This window comes from Microbacterium testaceum StLB037 (assembly GCF_900104345.1).
In the GTDB taxonomy this organism is placed as follows: domain Bacteria; phylum Actinomycetota; class Actinomycetes; order Actinomycetales; family Microbacteriaceae; genus Microbacterium; species Microbacterium testaceum_A.
Window position 1 is genome coordinate 388213 of the sequence record NZ_FNJN01000001.1, and the last position, 22124, is coordinate 410336.

Sequence of the window (22124 nt, forward strand, 5' to 3'; positions counted from 1 at the left end):
CATCCGGCCTCCGCTGGGTACGCTCCTTCGTCAGGACCGCCACTCGGCAATGAGCCACGGGGGCACTCGACTCGCGGCGGTATGAAAGAACGAGAAGGAGAAGGTAGTGGCAGGGGAACGACAGGCCCGAGTGGCGGACCGGATTCGCGTGGTGCTCGCCGAGCGTCTCGAGAAGGGGCTGCGCGACCCGCGGCTCGGATTCGTCACCATCACCGACGTGCGGGTCACGGGTGACCTCCAGCACGCGTCGGTGTTCTACACCGTCATGGGCGACGAGGCGCACCGCGCCGACACCGCCGCCGCGCTGAAGTCGGCGACCGGCATGCTGCGCAGCGAGGTCGGCAAGAACCTCAACACGCGCCTGACGCCGTCGCTCGAGTTCATCCTCGACGGAATCCCCGAGAACGCCGACCACATCTCAGCCCTCCTGCGCGAAGCGCGCGAGCGCGACGAGTCCGTCGCCGGTCTCGCCGCCTCGGCCGCGTACGCCGGCGACGCCGACCCGTACGTCAAGCCGCGCGACGAAGACGATGAGGACGACGTCGACGACGATGAGGATGACGACGACCTCGACGAGGAAGACGCCCCGCGCGCCTGACCCTCGACACGACACGGCCGGACCCCGCCACATCGGCGGAGTCCGGCCGTTCGTCTTGCCATGGCATCCGGACCGCGATCCTCGGGACGAGAAGAGCGACGTGCCGGTTCGAGGGCGGGATCAGGGCGGCGGGCGTCGGACCGGACTCGGTTTCAGGATGCCGGGTGGCCCGGCAGGCGCAGATGCTCATCGGCCGCTTCCACGAGGCCGTCGGCGATGAGGGAGTCGATGGCGCGGTCGCGCTGCGCGGCATCCGGCCATTGGGGGATCACGGCGAACGCCGGTACGGCCGCGGGCGCAGCCTCGCGCAGGGTCTTCAGCACCGCCCCGCGGGTCTGGCGATCGCTGCCCTCGTACGTGGCCTGTTTTCGTCGGCGGTCTTCGGATGCCGGGTACCCGGCCGCCCGCCACGCGCACTGCGTCGCGAGGGGGCACGCCTCGCACCTCGGCGCGCGGGCGGTGCAGACGATCGCGCCGAGTTCCATCGCGGCGGCGTTGACGATCGCGGACTCGGCGACGTCGGCGGGGAGCTCGGCCTCCATCGCCTCGAGGTCGCGGCGGTGCGGCGGACCCGGCTGCGCGCGACCCTCGATGGCGCGGGCGAGCACGCGTCGGGTGTTCGTGTCGACGACCGGATGCCGATCGCCGTACGCGAAGACCGCGACGGCCCGCGCGGTGTAGTCGCCGATCCCGGTGAGGGCCAGCAACGCCTCCACGTCGCGGGGAACGACCCCGTCGTGGCGATCGCGGATCTCGACGGCGGCGCGGTGCAACCACAGCGCGCGGCGCGGATAGCCGAGGTTCGCCCACTGCGTGACGGCGTCGCCCGGGGGAGAGGCGGCGAGGTCGGCGGGCGTCGGCCAGCGCGTCAGCCACGCCTCGAGGTGCGGGACGACGCGGTTCACCGGCGTCTGCTGCAGCATGAACTCGCTGACGAGCGTGCCCCACGCCCCGAACCCCTCGCGGCGCCAGGGGAGGTCGCGGGCCGCGTCGCGGTACCACGCGATGAGCGGGGCGGCGAGTCCTGGCATCCGTCCAGCCTACGGTCGTCAGCGGGGCCGAACTTCACGCGTGAACGCTGTTCGCGCGCGTGAACGCGGGCTGCTCGCGTTTCTGCGCGCCATCGCGTTCGCGCATGCCGCGGGGCGCTGCGGCGGGGCCCTCGCGGGGTGGCGGGAGCGGTCCGGTGTCGGCGGTCGAAAGTAGGCTGGAGGCATGTCGAGTGAGAACCCCGTCGAGACCCTGCAGCGGAGCCTGCGCGACCTGATGCGGCAGAACGCCCGCGCGGGGCGCGTGGTGGTCGCGATCGATGCGCTCGACGCCGAGGCCGCCTCGACCTTCGCCGACGCGTTCGCCGCGGCGATCGAGGCCGAGGGAACCGCGGTGTTCCGCGAGAACCTCGCCGACCACGCCGACGACGTGCGCGAGCGCCTCGTCGCGCCGTTCCGTTCGGGTGAGCCCTTCGGTGACTCGCCGGCCGCGCCGGCCGATGCGGTGCTCGTGGTATCGGGCCGCTTCCTGCACGCCGCCGAGCTGCGCACGCTCTACAACTTCTCCGTCTGGCTCGAGAGCAACCCGCCCATCGGCGCTACGCGCCCGGAGCTTCCGGAGGCCGAGAAGCACTACCTCAGCGAGTCGCGGCCCCGCGTGGCGGCATCCGTCATCGTCGAGAACTCCGACCCCTCGCACCCGGTGCAGGTGTTCGGAGATTTCTGCTGATGGTGCGTCCCGGAATCCTCCTGGTCGACAAGCCCGGAGGCATCACCAGCCATGACGTCGTGTCGCGGGCGCGGCGCGCGCTCGGCACCCGCAAGATCGGGCACGCCGGCACGCTCGACCCGATGGCCACGGGCCTGCTTGTGCTCGGCGTCGAGGGCGCGACCCGCCTGCTGACCTACATCGTCGGCGCTGACAAGACCTACGAGGCCACCGTCCTGCTCGGAGTCGCCACCGACAGCGACGACGCCGACGGTGTCGAAACGGCCAGGGCGGATGCCGCTGCCGTCGCCGCCGTGACCGATGAGGCCATCGCGGCGGGCATCGCCGACCTCACCGGCGACATCCAGCAGGTGCCCAGCACCGTCTCGGCCATCAAGGTCGCGGGCCGTCGCGCCTACGACCTCGCGCGCGCCGGCGAAGAGGTCGAGCTGAAGGCGCGGAGCGTCACGGTCTCGCGGTTCGAGGTGCGCGAGACGCGCCGCGGCGAGGGCACGATCGAGCTCGATGTGGTCGTGGACTGCACGAGCGGCACGTACATCCGCGCTCTCGCTCGCGACCTCGGGCGCGCGGTCGGCGTCGGAGGGCACCTCACGGCTCTCCGTCGCACGCGCATCGGGGCGTTCGACGTCGTCGCCGCCGCATCCGTCGACGACATCGCCGAAGACGCCCTCGTCGCGCCCGCGACCGCGGCCGCCGTCGTGATGGGCGTCCTCGCCGTGGGCGACGACGAGGCACGAGATCTGCGGCACGGCAAGCGCATCGACGGGGGAGGCCGCCTGACCGGCGCGGTCGCGGCCGCGATCGACCCCGAGGGGCGTCTGATCGGCGTCGTCGAGAAACGCGGCACGCAGGTGAAGAGCGTCATGAACATGCCCGAAGAGGCCGCCCGATGATCCTGTGGTTCACGCTCGCCCAGGTGGGCATCGCCGTGCTCGCGGGTCTCGTCGCCATCACCGCGGGGCTCATCGGACGCCGGCCGGGAGACGTGACGGTCGGCTCGCTCGCCCTCATCGAGCTGCTGCTGATCGTGCAGATCGTCGTCGCGATCATCTCGCCGTTCGCGGGTAACCCACCCTCGGGCAGCCTGCTCGAGTTCTGGACCTACCTCGTGTCGGCCGCCCTGGTCCCGGTCGCCGGAGCCGCGTGGGCGCTGATCGAACGCAGCCGCTGGAGCACCGTCATCATGGGCGTCGCGGCCCTCGCCGTCGCGGTCATGGTGTGGCGCATGCACATCATCTGGACCGTGCAGCTGGCGTGAGGGCGCACCGCCGCTCGGCCACGGCGCGGGCGAACTAGAATCGACAGGTCATGGCATCCACCACTCCCACCCGCTCCCGGGGGATGACCGGCATCGGCCGTGTCCTCGTCGTCGTCTACGGCATCATGGCGCTCGCCGCCACGGGCCGCTCGTTCGTGCAGATCGTGCGCGAGTTCGACGACGCCCCTCTCGCGTACGCGCTGTCGGCTCTCGCCGCCGTCGTGTACATCCTCGCGACCCTCGCGCTCGTCTTCTCGGCACGGCCCGCGTGGTACCGCGTCGCCTGGATCGCGATCGGCTTCGAGCTGGTGGGCGTGCTCGTCGTGGGCACCCTGAGCCTCGTTCTTCCCGCGCTGTTCCAGCACCCCACCGTGTGGTCGGTCTACGGCTACGGGTACCTGTTCATCCCGCTGGTGCTGCCCTTCCTCGGGCTCTGGTGGCTCACGCGCCATCGCCGGGCGACGCGATGATCGTCTTCCGCGATCCCTCCGAGGTCCCGGCGGACTTCGGGCCCTCGGTGGTGGCGATCGGAAAGTTCGACGGCGTGCACGCCGGCCACCGCGCCGTGATCGATCGTGCACGCATCGACGCGTCCGACGGCGCACGCGTCGTCGCGGTGACGTTCGACCGCAACCCGCTCAGCATCCTCCGCCCCGAGAAGTGCCCCCCCGACGTGATCGGGCCGCACCAGAAGCTCGAGTTGCTCGAGCGCGCCGGCGTCGACGCGACGCTGCTGCTGACCTTCGACGAGGAGCTCGCGGCGATCCCGGCCGACGAGTTCGTGCTCGCCGTGCTCGTGGAGGCGCTGCAGGCGCGCACGGTGCTCGTGGGCCGTGACTTCCGCTTCGGCGCCGGGGGAGCGGGCGGACCCGACCTCTTGGTCCGCATGGGAGCCGAGCACGGGTTCCGCGTCGATGTGGTCGACGACGTGCGGGCCGTCCACGCCGACCGGCGCGTGTCATCCACGTGGATCCGCGAGGCCCTCTCGGTGGGCGATGTCGCGACGGCCGCGCGCCTTCTGGGCCGCGCTCCCTCGGTGTGGGGCGAGGTCGTGCACGGGCTCAAGCGGGGGCGCGAGCTCGGCTACCCGACCGCGAACCTCTCGCCCGACCTCGAGGGCTTCGTCCCCGCCGACGGCGTGTACGCGGGCTGGCTCGTCGACGTCGACGGGGCTCGGCGCATCAGCTACCCGGCCGCGATCAGCGTCGGCACCAATCCCACGTTCGACGACGTGCACGCGCGGCAGGTCGAGGCGTACGTGATCGACGAGACCGGGCTGGACCTGTACGGCCACCACGTCGAGGTTCGTTTCGTGGAGCGGGTGCGCGAGATGACGGCGTTCGACGGCATCGACGCGTTGCTCGTGCAGATGGCGGACGACGTGGAGCGGGCGCGGGCGATCCTGCGGTGAGGTGCGGGCCGGGGCCGGGCTGGGTGGATTCGGGGCGCGTTGTGCGGCTCCGGGGCGGTGGACGTGGCCGCGGGGCGGTGGACGTGACCCCGGGGCCACCTGCGAACGACGGTTGCGGGGTGTTTCCGCACCGCGCCCGAGCGGCCCCGGAACACCCCGCCGCGCCCGCGTCAGTCCGGCCGCGACAGGTGATTCCGGATGCCGAGGAACGACGCCGCGGCCCCGAGCAGCATCAGCGCGGCGGTGAAGACGGCCGCGCGGTGGAAGCCGCCGAGGTCGAGCGAGCCGCCCACGACCGCTGAGACGGCCGCGATCGCCAGGAGCCCCGCGACGCGAGAGACGGCGTTGTTGACGGCCGAGGCGATGCCGGAGCGCTCGGTGTCGATGGCGCCGAGCACGGCCGCGGTGAGCGGTGAGACGGTGGCGGTGAGCCCCAGGCCCCACACGACGACGCCGGGCAGGATCTGCGTCCAGTAGTCGAAGTCTCCGCTGACGTTCAACAGCAGCAGCGCCCCGGCCGCCATCACGATCGGCCCGAGCGTCATGAACAGGCGCGGGCCGAAGCGCCCCGCGAGGGCGCCCATCCGCGAGCTCAGCAGGATCATCAGCACCGTGCTCGGCAGCGACGCAAGCCCGGCGAGGGTGGCGGGCAGCCCCGCGCCCTGCTGCAGGTACACGCTCACCACGAAGCCGTTGAGCGACAGCGCGGCGTAGACGAAGACGGTCGCGAGATTGCCCGCCCAGAAGTTGCGCGAGCGGAAGAGATCGAGCGGCATCAGCGGGTCGCGCCCCGTGCGCTGACGCAGGAGGAACCCCGCGAACGACAGGATGCCGACGACCCCGGGGAGCCAGATGACGGGGGACGTCCAGCCGAGGTTCGGCTGCTCGATGAGGGCGAAGACGATGCCGCCGAGGCCGACAGCGCACAGGACCGCGCCGAGGACGTCGACGCGGGCCCCGGGCCGACGATGATCGCGGTGACCGAGACGGGCGAGCAACCACATGGTCACCGCGATGGGCAGCACGTTCACCAGGAACACCAGGCGCCACGACAGCGTGTCGACGAAGATGCCGCCGATGAGGGGCCCGGCGATCATGGCGACGGTCGTCGCTCCGGTCCAGATGCCGATCGCGCGGGCCTGCGCGGGCCCGCGGAACGTCGAGGTGATCAGGGCCAGCGAGCTCGGGACGAGGAGGGCGCCGGCGATGCCCTGCAACGCGCGGGCGACGATGAGGAACTCGGCGGTGGGGGCGGCGGCGATCGCCACCGACGTGAGCCCGAAACCGATCAGGCCGATCCGCAGCACCACGATGCGTCCGAGGACGTCGCTCAGTGATCCCGCGACCAGGATGAAGGCGCCGAGGGTCACCAGGTAGGCGTCGACGACCCATTGCTGCGTCGACAGTCCGCCACCGAGTTCGCCCGCGATCGCGGGGAGGGCGACGTTGACCACCGTCCCGTCGAGGAACGACACGAACGAGGCCAGGACGGCGATCGACAGGACGACCCGCTGCTCGCGTGTCATCGTCTCGGCCATGGCACCAGCGTACGGTTCCCGCTGATCACGCGCGCGGGGTGGACAGCATCTCCGCCGGTGTCGGGGGACACGCCCGCGGAATACCCCCAGGGGGTATCGTGTTCTGGACGGAGTGACCGGAGGAGAAGCCATGCGCGACAACACCGATTCCCCGACGTCGACCGCCGAAGCCGTGCTCGACATCGAGGGCATGACCTGCGCCAGCTGCGTCGCCCGGGTCGAGAAGCGGCTCGGCCGCGTCGATGGGGTCGAGGCCGCGGTCAACCTCGCGACCGAGACCGCGCGGGTCCGGTACCCGGCCGACCTCGACCCCGCGACTCTCGTCGCCGCCGTGCGCTCCGCCGGCTACGACGCCACCGTGCGTCCGCGCTCCTCGTCTCGCGACACGACCGCAGGGGCCGCGGCATCCCTCCCGCTTTCGCTTCCGACGGAGGAGCGACCGGATGCCGGCACCCCCGCGCCGCATCCCGTCGCGGTTCCCGCTCCCGGCGGCGCCATCGACGCCACCACCGGCCACGCCCTCGACGGGGCCTCCGACCACGGGGTCTCCGACCACGGGGGCCACGTCCACGACACCGCCGACGCCCCGGGCTCCACCCCGCTGCGCGTGCGGCTGTGGGTGTCGCTCGCGTTGGCCGCCCCCGTCGTGGCCCTCGGCATGATCCCGGCGTGGCAGTTCCCCGGCTGGCAGTGGGTCTCGCTCGTGCTCGCGACGCCGATCGTGCTCTGGGGCGGATGGCCGTTCCACCGCGCGACGCTGCGCAATGCCCGCCACGGCGCGGCGACCATGGACACCCTGATCACCCTGGGCACCTTCGCCGCCTATCTGTGGAGCGTGTGGGCCCTCGTGTTCGGGACGGCCGGGCGGATCGGCATCCGGCACGAGGTCGCCCTGTTCGGCCCCGTGCACGACGCGAGCTCCGTCGTCTACTTCGAGGTCGCGGCGGCGGTGACGGTGTTCCTGCTGCTCGGCCGCGTGATCGAGCAGCGTTCCACTCGCCGCGCGGGAGCAGCGCTGCGTTCCCTGCTCGACCTCGGCGCCCGCGAGGCCGAGCTCGCGGACGGGAGCCGCATCGACGTCGATCGCCTCGCCGTGGGCGACGTGTTCGTCGTCCGGCCGGGAGCGACCGTCGCCACCGACGGCGAGGTCCTCGAGGGCACAGCCTCGGTGGATGAGAGCATGCTCACCGGCGAGGCGGTTCCGGTCGACGTCGGTCCCGGATCGATCCTCACCGGCGGCACGATCGCCACGGGTGGGCGCCTGCTGGTGCGCGCGACCGGCGTGGGCGAGCAGACCCGCCTGGCCCGCATCGCGCGCCTGGTCGAAGACGCGCAGCTCGGCAAGAGCCGCGTCCAGCGTCTCGCCGATCGCATCTCGGGCGTCTTCGTCCCGGTCGTGATCGTCCTGGCCGTCGCGACCCTCGTCGCCTGGCTGCTGGCGGGGCAACCCGTGGCCGCCGGCTTCACTGCGGCCGTCGCGGTGCTCATCATCGCGTGCCCCTGCGCGCTCGGCCTCGCCACCCCCATCGCGATCCTCGTCGGCACCGGCCGCGGAGCGCAGCTCGGGATCCTCGTGACGGGACCCGCGGCCCTGGAGTCGGCCGAGCGCATCGACACGATCGTGCTCGACAAGACCGGGACCCTCACCTCGGGCCGGATGAGCGTCACGCAGGTCACGACCGTCGATGCCCAGGATGCCGCTGACGCCCTCGAGCGCGTCGCCGCCGTCGAGCGCGGCTCCGAGCACCCCGTCGCCCACGCCATCGTCGCCGCCGCGGGGGACGGGCCCGTCGCCACCGCCCTCGAGGCCCTGCCCGGCCGCGGCGTCACGGGGACCGTCGACGGCGTTCGCGTGTTCGCGGGGCGTCCGGCCCTGGCCGCCGATTTCGGCGCCGAACTGCCGGTCGCTCTGGCGGACGCCGTGGCGGCGGGGGAGCAGCGCGGCACCGTCGTCGTGGCCGGGTGGGCCGACACCGACGGCGCCCTGCGTGCACGGATCGTGATCGAGGTGGCCGACACCGTCCGGGCCGAGAGCGCGGAGACCGTCGCCGAGCTGAAGGCGATGGGTCTCGAGCCGATCCTGCTCACCGGCGACAACGAGCACGTCGCTCGGGCGGTCGCCGCCGACCTCGGAATCGACCGCGTGCGGGCCGGCGTCCTCCCCGAGGGCAAGGTCGAGACGATCCGGGCGCTCCGCGCCGAGGGGCGCACCGTCGCGATGGTCGGCGACGGGGTCAACGACGCCGCCGCTCTGGCATCCGCTGATCTGGGCATCGCGATGGGCGGAGGGACCGATGCCGCGCTGCACGCGAGCGACGTGGCGCTCATGCGCGACGACCCGCGGGGCATCGTCACCGCCCTGGCGCTCAGCCGGCGCACGATGCGCGTCATTCGCGGCAACCTGTTCTGGGCCTTCGCGTACAACGTCGCCGCCCTGCCGCTGGCGGCGCTGGGACTTCTGAACCCGATGCTGGCGGGGGCCGCGATGGCGTTCTCGAGCGTCTTCGTCGTCCTCAACAGCCTGCGCCTGCGACGCGCGGTCTGAGACTCCGATGAACTCGCGCGGGCCGGGTTAGTGTCGAGGTGATCCCTGGAGGTCGCATGTCCCCCCTCGCCCGTGCCGCCGCATTCGGAGGCGTTGCCGTCGTCGCGATCGTCACGATGACCGCCTGCGTTCCCGAAGCAGAACCCGCAGACACGCGGGCCTCGTCCCCGTCCCCGGGCGCCGCGTCACCCGCGCCGGGAGCGTCGCCGACCGCCTCGGCGTCGCCTACCCCGACAGCTGCTGCCCTCCCCGCATCGTGCGATGACATCTACTCGGCGTCGATGCAGACCACGTTGACCGCCGACGTTCCGCCGTTGAACGACCCGGGCGTGACGCTCCTCTCGACCGACCAGGCGGCGCTTCTCGAACTGCTGGACACGGTGCCGACGCTGCGATGCTCGTGGGGGGAGCCTGGCGACACCGGGCTTTCGACGAACGTCTCGGTGGTCTCCGCTGATCAGGCGGACACGGTGAGAGAGAGCCTGAACACAGCTGGTTTCGGGTGCGAGTCTCAGGGGGATGCGACGATCTGCCGCATCGAGCAGCGGGGTGTCTCCCTGGACGACAAGCCGTACACGCGAGGCGAGACGCAGGCCGTGCAGGGGTCGTACTGGATCACGACGTCGTGGGTGAACATCGACCCCGACGGGTACACCCAGGACATCCTCGCGGCTCTTGCTCGCTGAAAGGCGTGGCGAACGGGTAGAATGGCGAGGATCCCTTCGCTGTTTCCGGCGTGCCGCTCTCGATCGAGGGTGCAGCCGGGTCGTGGAGCCCACTCGTAGCGACGTGCCGTCGGCGACGAACTCCCGGGGTCACTGATCCACCGGCATTCGCCGGACGCTCCGGATTGTCATCCGGACGACACGCTCAGGAGGAGCATGCCGACTACGGCAACCGCGTCCCGAGGCTCGAGCCAACGACGCAGGAAGACCACGTCATCCCGACGAGACGACGAAGCACCCGTCATCCCGATTCTCGCCCGCAAGGTGCGCGAGATCGAGGCGAAGGCGCAGCGCGGAAAGCTCGGGCCCACCAATCGCGTCAAGTTCCAGGTGATCGCGTTCCTCGTGCGCGAGGAGCGCGCCCGGGTCAAGGCCGACACCGAGATCACCGACGCCGCGCGCGCCGAGCTGCTCAAGCGCCTCGACGGGGTCGCCACGATCCTCGCCAAGACCGCCGCGCGCGACACCTCGCTCATCCAGCTGCTCGAGGTCGACCAGGCCACATCTCCTGTCGCCCGCCGCATGCGCCGCGACTGGCTGCTGGAGTCCGGGGCCGAGCTCCCGCCCGACGAGCTCATCATCACCGACAACACGCCCAAGATCGCCCCCGTGGTGCCGGCGGCGCTGGCCGAGAAGCAGGTCGTCCCCGCCTCGATCGAGGCGCGCCAGATGTCCAACCCCTTCCTCGCCCCCGATCTCACGCCGCGCGCGAGCGGAGACGCCCCGCGTCGCCGCCTCGACGGCTGGGAACTCATGGGCCCGCTGTACAAGGCGTTCGAGACCGGCGCCGGAGGATCGGCGGCCAGCATGGAGCTGCCGCCCGTCCCCGAGTTCGACCGGCTCTCGCCGCGCGGGCTCGAGGTCATGCCGCACCAGTCGCGCTTCCTCGAGGCCGTGCGCACCGGTCACCGCTCGTTCCTCCTCGCCGACGAGCCGGGCCTGGGCAAGACCGCCGAGTCGGTGCTCGCGGCATCCGTCGCCGACGCGTATCCGCTGCTGGTCGTCGTGCCGAACGTCGTCAAGATGAACTGGGCCCGCGAGGTGCAGCGGTGGACACCGCAGCGCCGCGCGACCGTCATCTCGGGCGGTGGCGCCGACATCGACGCCTTCGCCGACGTCTTCATTGTCAACTACGAGATCCTCGACCGGCACCTGTCGTGGCTGTCGTCGATCGGCCTCAAGGGCGTCGTGGTCGACGAGGCGCACTTCATCAAGAACCTCACGTCGCAGCGCTCGCAGAACGTGCTGGCCCTGGCATCGCGCGTCCGTCAGCAGACCCGCGACCCGCTCATGCTGGCGCTCACGGGCACCCCGCTGATCAACGACGTCGAGGACTTCGACGCGATCTGGCGCTTCCTCGGCTGGACCAACGGCGAGAAGCCCGGTCCCGAGCTGATGGAGAAGCTGGATGCCACCGGCCTGACCCCCGCGGACAAGGCGTTCTACCCCGAGGCGCGCGAGGCCGTCATCTCGATGGGCATCGTCCGACGCAAGAAGAAGGACGTCGCCGCCGACCTCCCCGACAAGCTCGTCGCCGACCTCCCGGTCGAATTGGACGACGAGTTCGGGCGATCCATCCGTCAGGCCGAACGCGAGCTCGGCGCCCGCCTCGCGGCGAAATACCACCGGATCATCGAGGCGCGCGGGGACCGCGGTCTCGCCGCCGGAGAGATCGACGAGGACATCGTTCGCCTCGTCGCCCACGGCGAGCTCGAGGAGTCCAAGGCCGCGGGCTCGGGGAACGAGAACGTCTTCACGATGGTCCGCCGCATCGGCCAGGCCAAGGCGCACCTCGCCGCCGACTACGCCGTGCAGCTGCAGCGCTCGGTCGGCAAGGTCGTGTTCTTCGCCAAGCACATCGACGTCATGGATGCGGCGGAAGCCCACTTCAAGGCATCCGGGCTCAAGTCGGTGTCGGTCCGCGGTGAGCAGACCTCCACCGCGCGCCAGGCCGCGATCGACGCGTTCAACAGCGACCCCGACGTGGGAATCGCGGTGTGTTCGCTCACCGCCGCCGGCGTCGGCCTCAACATGCAGGCCGCCTCGAACGTCGTGCTCGCCGAGCTGTCGTGGACCGCCGCGGAGCAGACCCAGGCCATCGACCGCGTGCACCGCATCGGTCAGGGCGAACCCGTGACCGCGTGGCGCATCATCGCCGCGCACACGATCGACACGAAGATCGCGGAGCTCATCGACTCGAAGGAAGGGCTCGCCGCGCGCGCCCTCGACGGCCAGGCCATCGAGCCCGGCTCCAGCGACTCGGTGCAGCTGTCGGCGCTCATGCACCTGCTGCGTCAGGCGCTCGGCAAGGCCTGATCCTCGCCGCACGAACGCCCCGGTCGCTTCGGCGCCGGGGCGTTCCTGCGTTCCCGGGAAGGAGCTCGCCCCTCGGCGGGGTCGCGGGGGTCCCGGCATCCGGCGCCCCTCCGTCACCGTGTGGCAGCGGTCCCGCCCGCGGCGATAAGGTCGAAGACGGCAACGGCGCCGACCCCTTCACCCGAATCACAGCACCAGAGGACTCTGCCCATGAAGATCGGCATCCTGACCAGCGGCGGCGACTGCCCCGGGCTGAACGCGGTCATCCGTGGCGTCGTGCTCAAGGGCACGACCAACTACGACATCGAATTCGTCGGCATCCGCGACGGGTGGCGCGGCGTCGTCGACGGCGACTTCTTCCCGCTCACGCGTCACGAGGTGAAGGGCCTGTCCAAGGTCGGCGGCACCATCCTCGGCACGAGCCGCACCAACCCCTACGAGGGGGCGCGCGGCGGCGCCGAGAACATCTCCAAGACGATGTACGGACACCGGCTCGACGGCATCCTGGCCATCGGCGGCGAGGGGACCCTGGCCGCGGCCGACCGCCTGTCGAAGGACGGCATCAACGTCCTCGGTGTGCCCAAGACGATCGACAACGACCTCCGCGCGACCGACTACTCGTTCGGTTTCGACACCGCCGTGAACATCGCGACGGATGCCATGGACCGCCTGCGCACCACCGGTGACTCGCACCAGCGCTGCATGGTGGCCGAGGTCATGGGCCGTCACGTCGGCTGGATCGCCCTGCACGCCGGCATCGCCGCGGGCGCGCACGTGATCTGCATCCCCGAGGTGCCGATGTCGATCGACGAGATCGTCGAGCAGGTCACCCGCGCTCACGACCGCGGCCGCGCGCCCCTGGTCGTCGTCTCGGAGGGCTTCAAGCTCACGGGCATGGACGAGGCGTTCAGCGACAAGGGCCTCGACGCCTTCAACCGTCCCCGCCTCGGCGGCATCGGCGAGCTGCTGGCGCCCGAGATCGAGCGCCTCACCGGCATCGAGACCCGCTCGACCGTGCTCGGCCACATCCAGCGCGGCGGTTCGCCGTCGGCCTTCGACCGCGTACTCGCGACGCGCCTGGGCCTGCACGCCGCCGACGCGCTGCACGAGGGCGCGTGGGGCCAGATGGTCGCGATGCGCGGCACCGACATCGTGCGCGTCCCCTTCGCCGACGCCCTCGGCGAGCTCAACAGCGTCCCGCTGTATCGCTACGAGGAGGCCGCCGCGCTGTTCGGCTGAGCCTGCTGCTGGTGCGACGCCCCCTCCTGCCGTGTGCGGGGCGGGGCCCGGACCATGTCCCCGTTTGTGTTGAGCCATGTCCCACTTTTGGTTGCCTAGGCGCCTTCCAGGCAGCCGAAATTGGGACATGGTCGCGGCATCGGCCCGGCTTCTCGCGCGGTGGCCTGTGGACAACCGCGGATGGGGCTGGCAGAGGCGAGAAGCTGAGGGATGCCGCGTCCTCGACCTCTGCCTGACCAGCTTCCCGAGCACTTCTCCGTCGGCGCCGCCGGTGAGCTGGGGGTGACGCGTGCTCGGTTGCGCGCCGCAGATTTGGATTCGCCGTTCCATGGCATCCGATCGTCGACGACCGCTCCGCCCTCGTCTCTGATCCAGCAGTGCCTCGTGTACGCGCCGCGCCTGATGCCCTGGCAGTTCTTCAGCCACGAGACGGCGCTTGCTCTGCGGGGAGTATGCACTCCGGAGTGGCCGTACGTGCCGCGGATCCATGTTTCCGCACACCGACCGGCGAGGGAGCCGCGGACACAAGGAGTCGTCGGCCACCGTCTGCAAGCGCGCGCACCGGCGTTCTCGGCCGGCCTGCTCGACCTGCCGGTCGAGCACCCCGTGCGGGCGTGGAGACAATGCGGTCGGCTCTGGCCTCTTGATGACCTGGTCGCTGCGGCCGATGCGCTCCTGAGCGGGCGGCCGCCGATGGCCGACGCAGAGCAGCTGCGGTCTGAAGTCAGAGAGATGGGCGACGTTCGAGGCGGTGTCCTGCGTGCGGCGGTCGACCTCGCCCGACCCGGCGTCCGGTCACCGAGAGAGACACGTCTGCGACTTCTGCTGGGTCGGAACGGGCTCCCGGCGCCCGAGGTCAACGCCGACATCTTCGACTCGCGGGGCATGTTCGTCGCGGAGATCGACCTCGCCTTCCCTCGATGGATGGTCGCCGTCGAGTACGACGGACGCGTCCACGCCGAGGACGAGCGGCAGTTCGCCCGAGATGCCGACCGGTGGGCCGCCATCCGGTCGGCGGGGTGGGATCACGTGCGCGTGCTGAACCATCACCTTCGAGATGGAGGTGCCTCGGCCGTCGCCCTCGCCCGCGAGGCGCTCATCAGAGCCGGTTGGCGGCCGGGGCTATGAGCGGATGTGCGCTGACCCATGTCCCGAAAAAGGTCGTCTGAGCGGTATGCGGACAGCCGAAAGTGGGACACGGTCTGCACAAATCGGGACATGGGTCGGCAACCGAGCGACTGCGAACGCCCCTACACGCGCCGAACGCCCCGCCGCGCGAGGCGACGGGGCGTTCGAGAGCGGCGCGCGCGGGTCAGTCGGAGAGGCCGAGCACGTCTAGGAGCCACGCGAGCTCGAAGGCGCGCTCGCGCCAGGCGTTGTAGCGACCGCTCACGCCGCCGTGGCCGGCGATCATCTCGCACTTCAGCATCGCGTCGGCGCCGACCTCGCGCAGGCGGGCGACCCACTTCGCGGGCTCGACGTACAGCACGCGGGTGTCGTTGAGCGAGGTGACCGCGAGGATGCGGGGATACTCGACACCCTCGCGCACGTTCTCGTACGGGGAGTACGACTTCATGTAGGCGTAGACGTCGGCGTCGTGCAGGGGGTCGCCCCATTCGTCCCACTCGATCACCGTGAGCGGCAGCGAGGGGTCGAGGATCGTTGTCAGGGCGTCGACGAACGGCACGTCGGCCAGGATGCCGGCGAACAGCTCGGGTGCGAGGTTGGCCACGGCGCCCATGAGCAGGCCGCCCGCGCTGCCGCCCTCGGCGACCATGCGGTCGGGAGTGGTGTAGCCGCTGTCGACGAGGTGCCGTGCCGCGGCGACGAAGTCGGTGAAGGTGTTGCGCTTCGCGCGCATCTTGCCGTCTTCGTACCACTGCCGGCCCATCTCGCCGCCCCCGCGCACGTGCGCGACGGCGAAGACGACGCCGCGGTCGAGCAGCGACAGGCGGGCGACCGAGAACCCGGGCTCGATCGAGTGCTCGTACGAGCCGTAGCCGTACAGGTGCACGGGGCGAGGGGCATCGCCAGGCTCGCCGAACGAGCGCTTCCACACGAGCGACACCGGAACCTGCGTGCCGTCGTCGGCGGGAGCCCAGACGCGCGCCTGGCCGTAGTCGGCGGGGTCGAAGCCGCCCAGCACGGGCTGGCGCTTGCGCAGCAGCAGTTCGCCGGTCTCGACGACGTAGTCGTACACGGTGCCGGGGGTGACGAACGAGCCGTAGCCCAGGCGCAGCACCGGGGGAGCGTACTCGGGATTGCCACCCGTGCCGACGCTGTAGAGCGGCTCGTCGAACGCGATCTCGGTCACGGCGCCGTCGGCGTACGACAGCAAGCCGAGGCGGGCGAGGCCGTCGCGGCGGTAGCCGACCACGCCCCAGTCTCGGAACGTGTCGACGCCCAGCAGACGGTGGCCGGGGTGATGGGCGATCACGGTCTCGCGGGCGCCCTGGGGATCGGATGCCGACACCCGGACGAGCTCGAAGTCGAGCGCGCCGTCGTTGTGCAGGACGTAGAGCACGTCCTCGCCGTCGACGACGGCGTGCGAGGAGGAGTACTCGACGCCCTCGCGCCGCGGCCACACCACGCGGGGCTCACCGCGGAGGTCGTCGGCGTCGAGGATCCACTCCTCGCTCGTGATCGACGAGCCCATCTCGATCATCAGGTACCGATCGCTGCGCGTGAAGTCGGCGCCGACCCAATAGCGGTCGTCGGGCTCGTGGAAGAGCTTCACGTCGTCGTCGACGGGCGTGCCGATCTCGTGCAGCCACACGGTGTCGGGGCGCCAGGCGTCATCCACCGTGGTGTAGACGATGAAGCGCCCGTCGGGAGAGAACGTCGCCCCCGAGAAGGTCCCCGGGATCTCGTCGGCGAGCGTCGCGCCGGTGGTGAGGTCGCGCAGGCGCACAGTGTAGCGCTCGTCGCCGGCGACATCGATGCCGTAGAGCATGCGCGTGCCGTCGTTCGAGATCTCGAAGCTCCCGAGCGAGAAGAAGTCGGTGCCCTCGGCCTCGACATTGCCGTCGAACAGCACCTGCTCGCCGGGCACGGGGGAGCCGGGCGAGAGGGTGGGCGGGGTCCAGTCGTCGGGGGACTCGAGGGGGGCGCGGCACTGGATGCCGTACTGCGCGCCGGCGACCGTGCGACCGTAGTACCACCAGTCGCCGCGACGGGCGGGCACCGACAGGTCGGTCTCGAGCGTTCGCCCCTTGATCTCGCCGAAGATCGCGTCGCGCAGCGGCCCGAGGTGAGCGGTGCGCTCTGCGGTGTACGCGTTCTCGGCCTCGAGGTGCGCGATCACCTCGGCGTCGTCCTTCGCGCGCAGCCATTCGTACGGGTCGTCGAAGGTGTCCCCGTGATGCGTGCGCGCGACGGGGCGGCGGTCGGCAACGGGTGGGGTGGGCTTCGGGTCGAGATCGGTCACCGTTCCACGGTAGTGCGCCCCTGAGCCATCGGTCCGCAGAGAAGACACGGGATGCCGTGCCCCGGCCGCCGGGCAAGTTTGACCGCCGCGCCCCTCGGTGAAATGATGTCGAGGCGACACCGATGAACAGGTGTCGAACTCCAGGTGAACTCTTCGTTCGTCGCGCCGATCCCGTCGGCATCCCTTCTTCCTTCTCACGGAAAGCGAACGGTGGAGAGCGCAGCCCTCATCATCGTGCTGGTCATCGCGCTGGCACTGTTCTTCGATTTCACCAACGGATTCCACGACACCGCGAACGCGATGGCCACGCCCATCGCGACGGGTGCGCTGAAGCCGAAGGTCGCGGTCCTGTTGGCGGCCAGCCTCAACCTGGTCGGGGCGTTCCTGTCGACCGAGGTGGCCAAGACGATCTCGGGCGGCATGATCCGCGAGGAGCAGCTCAGTCCCGACATCTTCCCGCCCATCATCTTCGCGGGCCTCATCGGCGCAATCACGTGGAACATGCTCACGTGGCTGCTCGGCCTGCCGTCGAGCTCGTCGCACGCCCTCTTCGGCGGCCTGATCGGCGCGACCCTCGTGGGCGTCGGCGCGTCGGCGATCGACACCGGGGTGGTGCTGAGCAAGGTCATCCTCCCGGCGCTCATCGCGCCGCTCACGGCCGGGATCATCGCCTTCGTCGTGACGAAGATCGCCTACGGCGTCACCCGCCGCTACGACATGAAGGCCGACGGCCGCGACGGCTTCCGCTGGGGCCAGATCTTCACCTCGTCGCTGGTCGCGCTGGCGCACGGCACGAACGACGCGCAGAAGACGATGGGCGTCATCACCCTCGCCCTCATCACGGTCGGCTGGCAGTCCTCGGCCAACCCCGACCCGCAGCTCTGGGTCGTCTTCGCGTGCGCCCTGACGATCGCCCTCGGCACCTACATGGGCGGCTGGCGCATCATCCGCACCCTCGGCAAGGGCCTGACCGACGTGAAGCCCGCGCAGGGCTTCTCGGCCGAGACCTCGACCGCGGCGACGATCCTCGCCTCCAGCGCCCTGGGCTTCGCACTCTCGACCACCCAGGTGGCATCCGGATCCGTCATCGGCTCGGGCCTCGGCCGCCGCGGATCGACCGTGCGGTGGAACACCGTCGGTCGCATCATGATCGGCTGGGTGCTGACGCTCCCCGCCGCCGGTGCCGTCGGCGCCGCCGCGGCCCTCATCGTCGTCTGGCTGGGCGGCTGGGGCGTGGCCGTCGACGCGGTGATCGCCGTCGTCATCATCCTCGGCCTGTTCCTGCGCTCGCGTCGCGACTCGGTCACCTCGGCCAACGCGATGAGCGAGGTCGCCGACTCCGGCGCCGCGGTCAAGGTGCCGCGCAAGCCCGGCCCGACGCGTCGCCAGCGCCGTCTCGAGCGCGACAAGGCCGGAAAGGACGCCTGATGCTGATCAACTGGGAAGCCTTCCTCCAGGTCTTCGTCGCGGCCATCGTGGGCGCCTCGATCGTCGTGACGTTCTACTCGCTGGGTCTGCGCCTGCTCGTGACCGGCGGGCGTCCGCCCCTGGTCTCTCCGGCGGAGTTCACGGATGCCATCACCGTGCTCTCCGACAAGCAGAAACGCCGCGCCGAGAAGGCGGTGGTGAAGGCCGCGCAGAAGAACCCGCTCAGCGACGGACAGAAGCGGCTGGCGCTCGTGGGCGCCTACGCGTGCTTCGCGGTGTGCGCCGCCGCCGTGCTGGGTGCGCTGCTGCTCATCCTGTTCAACCACTGAGCGGCCGACGCCGCGGCGGCGGATGTCGGAGGCCCCTCTTAGGCTGAGGACATGGCATCCGTGCAGTTCGGTCAGCACGCGCCCGCCGCGCGCGTGATCCTCCACCTCAGCGACACGCATCTGCTGGCCGGCGACCGCCTGCTCGGCGATCGCTACGACACCGCGCGCCACCTGCGGCGCACGCTCGAGGCCGCCGAGGCGACGGGGGTGAGACCGGATGCCGTGGTGTTCACCGGCGACTTGACCGACCTGGGCGAGCCCGAGGCCTATCGGGTGCTGCGCGCCGAGGTCGAGCCGTGGGCGGAGCGCCTGGGGGCCCCCGTGGTGTGGGTCGCGGGCAACCACGATGAGCGCCCGGCCTTGCGCGAAGGTCTCCTCGACGGCGAGCCGACGCAGGAGCCGGTGACCGGCGTGTGGGACCTCGGAGGGCTGCGCCTCATCGCGCTCGACTCCACGGTGCCCGGGTGGCACCACGGCGACCTCGACGCGGCGCAGCTCGACTGGCTGCGCGCCGAACTGTCGACCCCGGCACCACTCGGCACGATCCTGGCGCTGCACCATCCGCCGCTGCCGTCGCACATCCCGTTCTTCGACATCCTCGAGCTGCGGGATCAGCAGGGTCTCGCGGCGGCCATCGCGGGGAGCGACGTGCGGGCGATCCTCGCCGGTCACCTGCACTACTCGACCTCCGGTACCTTCGCCGGGGTGCCGGTGAGCGTGGCCTCGGCCTCCTGCTACACGATGGATCTCGCGCGCCCCGCCGACGAGGTGAACGGGATGGATGCCGGACGCTCCTTCCACCTGGTCCATGTCTGGGACGACACGATCACGCACGCCGTCGTCCCGGTGGTCGACGACGAGGCCTCGGGTTTCTTCACCCCCGAGTGGACGGCGCGCATGGCGCAGCTCACGCCCGAGGAACGCCTCGAGGCGTTCTCGCGCAAGCGCTCGTCATGACCGGTCACGGCCGACTCGGACGACCGCTCGGCGGCAATCCGTCGGGCATCGACAGTTCTCGACCACCGGCAATAGACGTGGCGGATGGTGCGGATGAGGCGACCGGCCGCCGTGTCCACCGGCCCTCACTGTCCCGCTCGTTAGGCTCGTGGCATCCCTCTTCACCATGACACCCACGAGGACCCCCACATGGCTTTGGACGCAATGACGCGCACCCGTACCGAGACCGACTCCCTCGGATCCCTCGAGATCCCCGCCGACGCGTACTGGGGAATCCACACCGCCAGAGCGCTCGAGAACTTCCCGATCGCCAAGCGACCCATCTCGGTGTACCCCGACCTCGTGCGGGCCCTGGCGATGGTCAAGCAGGCCTCGGCCCGGGCCAACCGCGAGATCGGCGTGCTCGACCACGAGAAGGCCGACCTCATCGATCGCGCCGCCCAGCGCGTGATCGACGGCGAATTCCACGACGAGTTCACCGTCGGCGTCATCCAGGGCGGTGCCGGCACCTCGACCAACATGAACGCCAACGAGGTCATCACCAACATCGCCCTCGAGATGGCCGGGCGCGAGAAGGGCGACTACGCCTTCCTGTCGCCGATCGACGACACCAACCGCAGCCAGTCCACGAACGACGTCTACCCGACCGCGATCAAGATCGGGCTCGCGCTCACCCTCCAGAGCCTGCTCGAAGAGCTCAAGCTCCTGCGTCAGTCGTTCCTGTCGAAGTCGGAAGAGTTCCATGACGTCCTCAAGGTCGGGCGTACGCAGCTGCAGGATGCCGTGCCGATGACTCTCGGTCAGGAGTTCCACGGTTTCGCGACGACGCTCGGCGAGGACTACAACCGCCTCACCGAGAACGCGTACCTGCTCTACGAGATCAACATGGGCGCGACCGCCATCGGCACCGGTATCACCGCCCACGCCGGCTACGGGGGAGCGGTGCTCAGGCACCTGCGCCAGATCACCGGCCTGGATCTCGAGACGGCGACCGACCTCGTCGAGTCGACGAGCGACACCGGCGCCTTCATGTCGTTCTCGTCGTCGCTCAAGCGCAACGCCGTCAAGCTGTCGAAGATCTGCAACGACCTTCGTCTGCTGTCGAGCGGCCCCCAGGCGGGCCTCGGCGAGATCAACCTCCCCGCGCGCCAGGCGGGTTCGAGCATCATGCCGGGCAAAGTGAACCCCGTCATCCCCGAGGTGGTGAACCAGGTCGCATTCTCGGTGGTCGGCGCCGACATGACCGTGACGATGGCCGTCGAGAGCGGTCAGCTCCAGCTCAACGCCTTCGAGCCGGTCATCGCGCACTCGATCTACCAGTCGATCACGTGGATGCGCCAGGCGATGTGGACGCTCCGCGTCAACTGCGTCGACGGCATCACGGCCAACCGCGAGCGTCTGGGCGCGATGGTGGGCTCGTCGGTCGGCGTCGTCACGGCGCTGACGCCGTTCATCGGCTACGCCGCCGCGGCGGCCCTCGCCAAGACCGCGCTGCTCACGCACCGCAACGTCGCCGACCTGGTCGTCGAGGCCGGACTCATGACGCGCGACGAGGTCATGAAGCAGATCTCTCCCGCCCGTCTCTCCGGCCTGCAGGCGGTGACGGCCGCGATCCCGATCGTGCGCGCGGCAGACAGTGTCGTCGAGGGCTGAGCCCTCGAGAACATCGAAGGGCCGGGACGCGATCGTCCCGGCCCTTCGTCGTGCGTGCCGACCTCAGTCGAGGATGCGGCAGTGAGTGGTCAGCTCGCCGATACCGTCGATCCCGACGGTCACGGTCGAGCGGTCGCGCAGGAAGATCTGCGGGTCGCGCGAGTAACCGGCACCTCCGGGGCTGCCGGTGGAGATGAGGGTGCCGGGGAGCAGCGTCGCCGACTCCGACAGCTTGGTGATGAGGGTCGCGACCGAGCGGACCATCTGGCCGGTGCTGGCATCCTGCACCGTGTGGCCGTCGACGACGGTCCAGATGTGCAGGTCCTGCGGGTCGGGGATCTCGTCGGCGGTCACGACGAAAGGACCGGTGGGGGTGAAGCCGTCGAACGACTTGCAGCGCGACCACTGGGCCTCGGAGAACTGGATGTTGCGCGCGGTCACGTCGTTGACCACCGTGTAGCCCCAGACGTGGTCGAGCGCGTCCTCCTCGGAGATGTCGCGGCCGGGACGCCCGATGATGACCCCGAGCTCGGCTTCGTAGTCGACGGCCTCGCTGAGCGAGCGCGGCCACGACGTTGTCTCGCCGTGCGCGGTGAGCGAGTTCGGCCACAGCACGAACACGGTCGGACCGGCGTCGGTCTTGAGACCCAGCTCGCCGGAGTGCGCGGCGTAGTTGAGGCCGACGGCGAGGATCGAGGGCGGAGCGAGCACCGCGGACGCGTACCGGATGCCGGTGAGGGGATGCCGCGGGGCGCTCGCCGCAGCGTCGCGCACGCGCGCCAGCAGGTCGTCGCCGCCGGCGATGAGCTGCTCGAGGGTGCGCGGGGCACCGGCGAAGAACTCGTCGACGAACGAGAACTCCTCGCCGTGGACGCTGACGAGACGGGGGGCTTCCGCCCCCTCCTGTGCACGGACGTGGGCGAAGCGCATGCCTCCACGCTACCGGGCTCGGCGCGGTGGGGGAGCCTGCAAGCCCCGGAT

19 protein-coding genes are annotated in these 22124 nt (G+C 70.8%); 15 read left to right on the top strand and 4 right to left on the bottom strand.

Features of this window, described 5'->3' with window-relative positions:
* The first annotated feature begins 106 nt into the window (after window positions 1–106).
* Window positions 107–598 carry a 30S ribosome-binding factor RbfA gene (gene rbfA / locus BLS25_RS01785; RefSeq protein ID WP_056227240.1) on the top strand — a complete coding sequence of 164 codons (492 nt, stop codon included), beginning with the start codon at window positions 107–109 and terminating at the stop codon, window positions 596–598.
* Between the two features lie 152 nt (window positions 599–750).
* On the opposite strand, the gene BLS25_RS01790 is transcribed toward rbfA, so the two are convergent.
* Window positions 751–1629 carry an HhH-GPD family protein gene (locus BLS25_RS01790; protein ID WP_074694214.1) on the bottom strand — a complete coding sequence of 293 codons (879 nt, stop codon included), beginning with the start codon at window positions 1627–1629 and terminating at the stop codon, window positions 751–753.
* A 184-nt stretch (window positions 1630–1813) separates the two neighbouring features.
* Between BLS25_RS01790 and BLS25_RS01795 the strand changes: the two genes are divergently transcribed.
* The 5 genes from BLS25_RS01795 to BLS25_RS01815 are packed head-to-tail and all read left to right on the top strand — an operon-like array spanning window position 1814 to window position 4986.
* Window positions 1814–2317, top strand: a complete 504-nt coding sequence (locus BLS25_RS01795) for a nucleoside/nucleotide kinase family protein (RefSeq protein WP_056227246.1) — start codon at window positions 1814–1816, stop codon at window positions 2315–2317.
* The gene (gene truB / locus BLS25_RS01800) at window positions 2317–3210 is read left to right on the top strand and encodes a tRNA pseudouridine(55) synthase TruB (RefSeq protein ID WP_074694215.1); all 894 of its coding nucleotides are present in this window, start codon (window positions 2317–2319) and stop codon (window positions 3208–3210) included. The genes BLS25_RS01795 and truB overlap by 1 nt, the downstream gene beginning before the upstream one ends.
* Complete coding sequence (locus BLS25_RS01805; protein WP_056227254.1) at window positions 3207–3575, top strand: hypothetical protein; 369 nt, start codon at window positions 3207–3209, stop codon at window positions 3573–3575. The genes truB and BLS25_RS01805 overlap by 4 nt, the downstream gene beginning before the upstream one ends.
* Before the next feature lie 50 nt (window positions 3576–3625).
* A complete protein-coding gene (locus BLS25_RS01810) occupies window positions 3626–4045 on the top strand; it encodes a hypothetical protein (RefSeq protein ID WP_074694216.1) in 420 nt (139 codons plus the stop codon).
* Window positions 4042–4986, top strand: coding sequence for a bifunctional riboflavin kinase/FAD synthetase (locus BLS25_RS01815; RefSeq protein WP_074694217.1), 945 nt, complete (start codon window positions 4042–4044; stop codon window positions 4984–4986). The genes BLS25_RS01810 and BLS25_RS01815 overlap by 4 nt, the downstream gene beginning before the upstream one ends.
* 170 nt (window positions 4987–5156) lie before the next feature.
* Here the strand turns inward: BLS25_RS01815 and BLS25_RS01820 are convergent, their stop codons facing one another.
* On the bottom strand, window positions 5157–6524 hold the full coding sequence (locus tag BLS25_RS01820; protein WP_074694218.1) for an MFS transporter: 1368 nt from the start codon (window positions 6522–6524) through the stop codon (window positions 5157–5159).
* A gap of 130 nt (window positions 6525–6654) precedes the next feature.
* Between BLS25_RS01820 and BLS25_RS01825 the strand changes: the two genes are divergently transcribed.
* The 5 genes from BLS25_RS01825 to BLS25_RS16430 all read left to right on the top strand — a co-directional run bounded on the left by BLS25_RS01825 (window position 6655) and on the right by BLS25_RS16430 (window position 14477).
* Window positions 6655–9069, top strand: a complete 2415-nt coding sequence (locus BLS25_RS01825) for a heavy metal translocating P-type ATPase (protein WP_074694219.1) — start codon at window positions 6655–6657, stop codon at window positions 9067–9069.
* A gap of 281 nt (window positions 9070–9350) precedes the next feature.
* Window positions 9351–9755, top strand: coding sequence for a hypothetical protein (locus tag BLS25_RS17085; protein ID WP_256335508.1), 405 nt, complete (start codon window positions 9351–9353; stop codon window positions 9753–9755).
* 195 nt (window positions 9756–9950) lie between these two features.
* Window positions 9951–12110: a DEAD/DEAH box helicase gene (locus BLS25_RS01835; protein WP_056227269.1), complete on the top strand. Its 2160-nt coding sequence runs from the start codon at window positions 9951–9953 to the stop codon at window positions 12108–12110.
* 210 nt (window positions 12111–12320) lie between these two features.
* Entirely contained in the window at window positions 12321–13349 is a 1029-nt protein-coding gene (locus BLS25_RS01840; RefSeq protein WP_056227271.1) for a 6-phosphofructokinase, read from the top strand.
* A 732-nt stretch (window positions 13350–14081) separates the two neighbouring features.
* Window positions 14082–14477 (top strand): hypothetical protein, encoded by a 396-nt coding sequence (locus tag BLS25_RS16430; RefSeq protein WP_081349648.1) that lies wholly within the window; start codon window positions 14082–14084, stop codon window positions 14475–14477.
* Window positions 14478–14661: 184 nt separating this feature from the next.
* Here BLS25_RS16430 and BLS25_RS01850 read toward each other — a convergent pair whose 3' ends face one another.
* A complete protein-coding gene (locus BLS25_RS01850) occupies window positions 14662–16776 on the bottom strand; it encodes a S9 family peptidase (RefSeq protein ID WP_074694221.1) in 2115 nt (704 codons plus the stop codon).
* 210 nt (window positions 16777–16986) lie between these two features.
* Here BLS25_RS01850 and BLS25_RS01855 point away from each other — a divergent pair, with 210 nt between their 5' ends.
* From BLS25_RS01855 to BLS25_RS01870, 4 genes are all read left to right on the top strand, one after another.
* Window positions 16987–18204, top strand: a complete 1218-nt coding sequence (locus BLS25_RS01855) for an inorganic phosphate transporter (RefSeq protein WP_056227283.1) — start codon at window positions 16987–16989, stop codon at window positions 18202–18204.
* The gene (locus BLS25_RS01860; RefSeq protein WP_056227286.1) at window positions 18204–18533 is read left to right on the top strand and encodes a hypothetical protein; all 330 of its coding nucleotides are present in this window, start codon (window positions 18204–18206) and stop codon (window positions 18531–18533) included. Before BLS25_RS01855 ends, BLS25_RS01860 begins: the two co-directional genes overlap by 1 nt.
* Window positions 18534–18584: 51 nt before the next feature.
* Window positions 18585–19490 carry a phosphodiesterase gene (locus BLS25_RS01865; protein WP_074694222.1) on the top strand — a complete coding sequence of 302 codons (906 nt, stop codon included), beginning with the start codon at window positions 18585–18587 and terminating at the stop codon, window positions 19488–19490.
* Window positions 19491–19679: 189 nt separating this feature from the next.
* On the top strand, window positions 19680–21143 hold the full coding sequence (locus BLS25_RS01870) for an aspartate ammonia-lyase (protein ID WP_056227293.1): 1464 nt from the start codon (window positions 19680–19682) through the stop codon (window positions 21141–21143).
* Window positions 21144–21206: 63 nt separating this feature from the next.
* Here the strand turns inward: BLS25_RS01870 and BLS25_RS01875 are convergent, their stop codons facing one another.
* On the bottom strand, window positions 21207–22073 hold the full coding sequence (locus BLS25_RS01875) for a fumarylacetoacetate hydrolase family protein (RefSeq protein ID WP_074694223.1): 867 nt from the start codon (window positions 22071–22073) through the stop codon (window positions 21207–21209).
* Window positions 22074–22124: the final 51 nt, after the last annotated feature.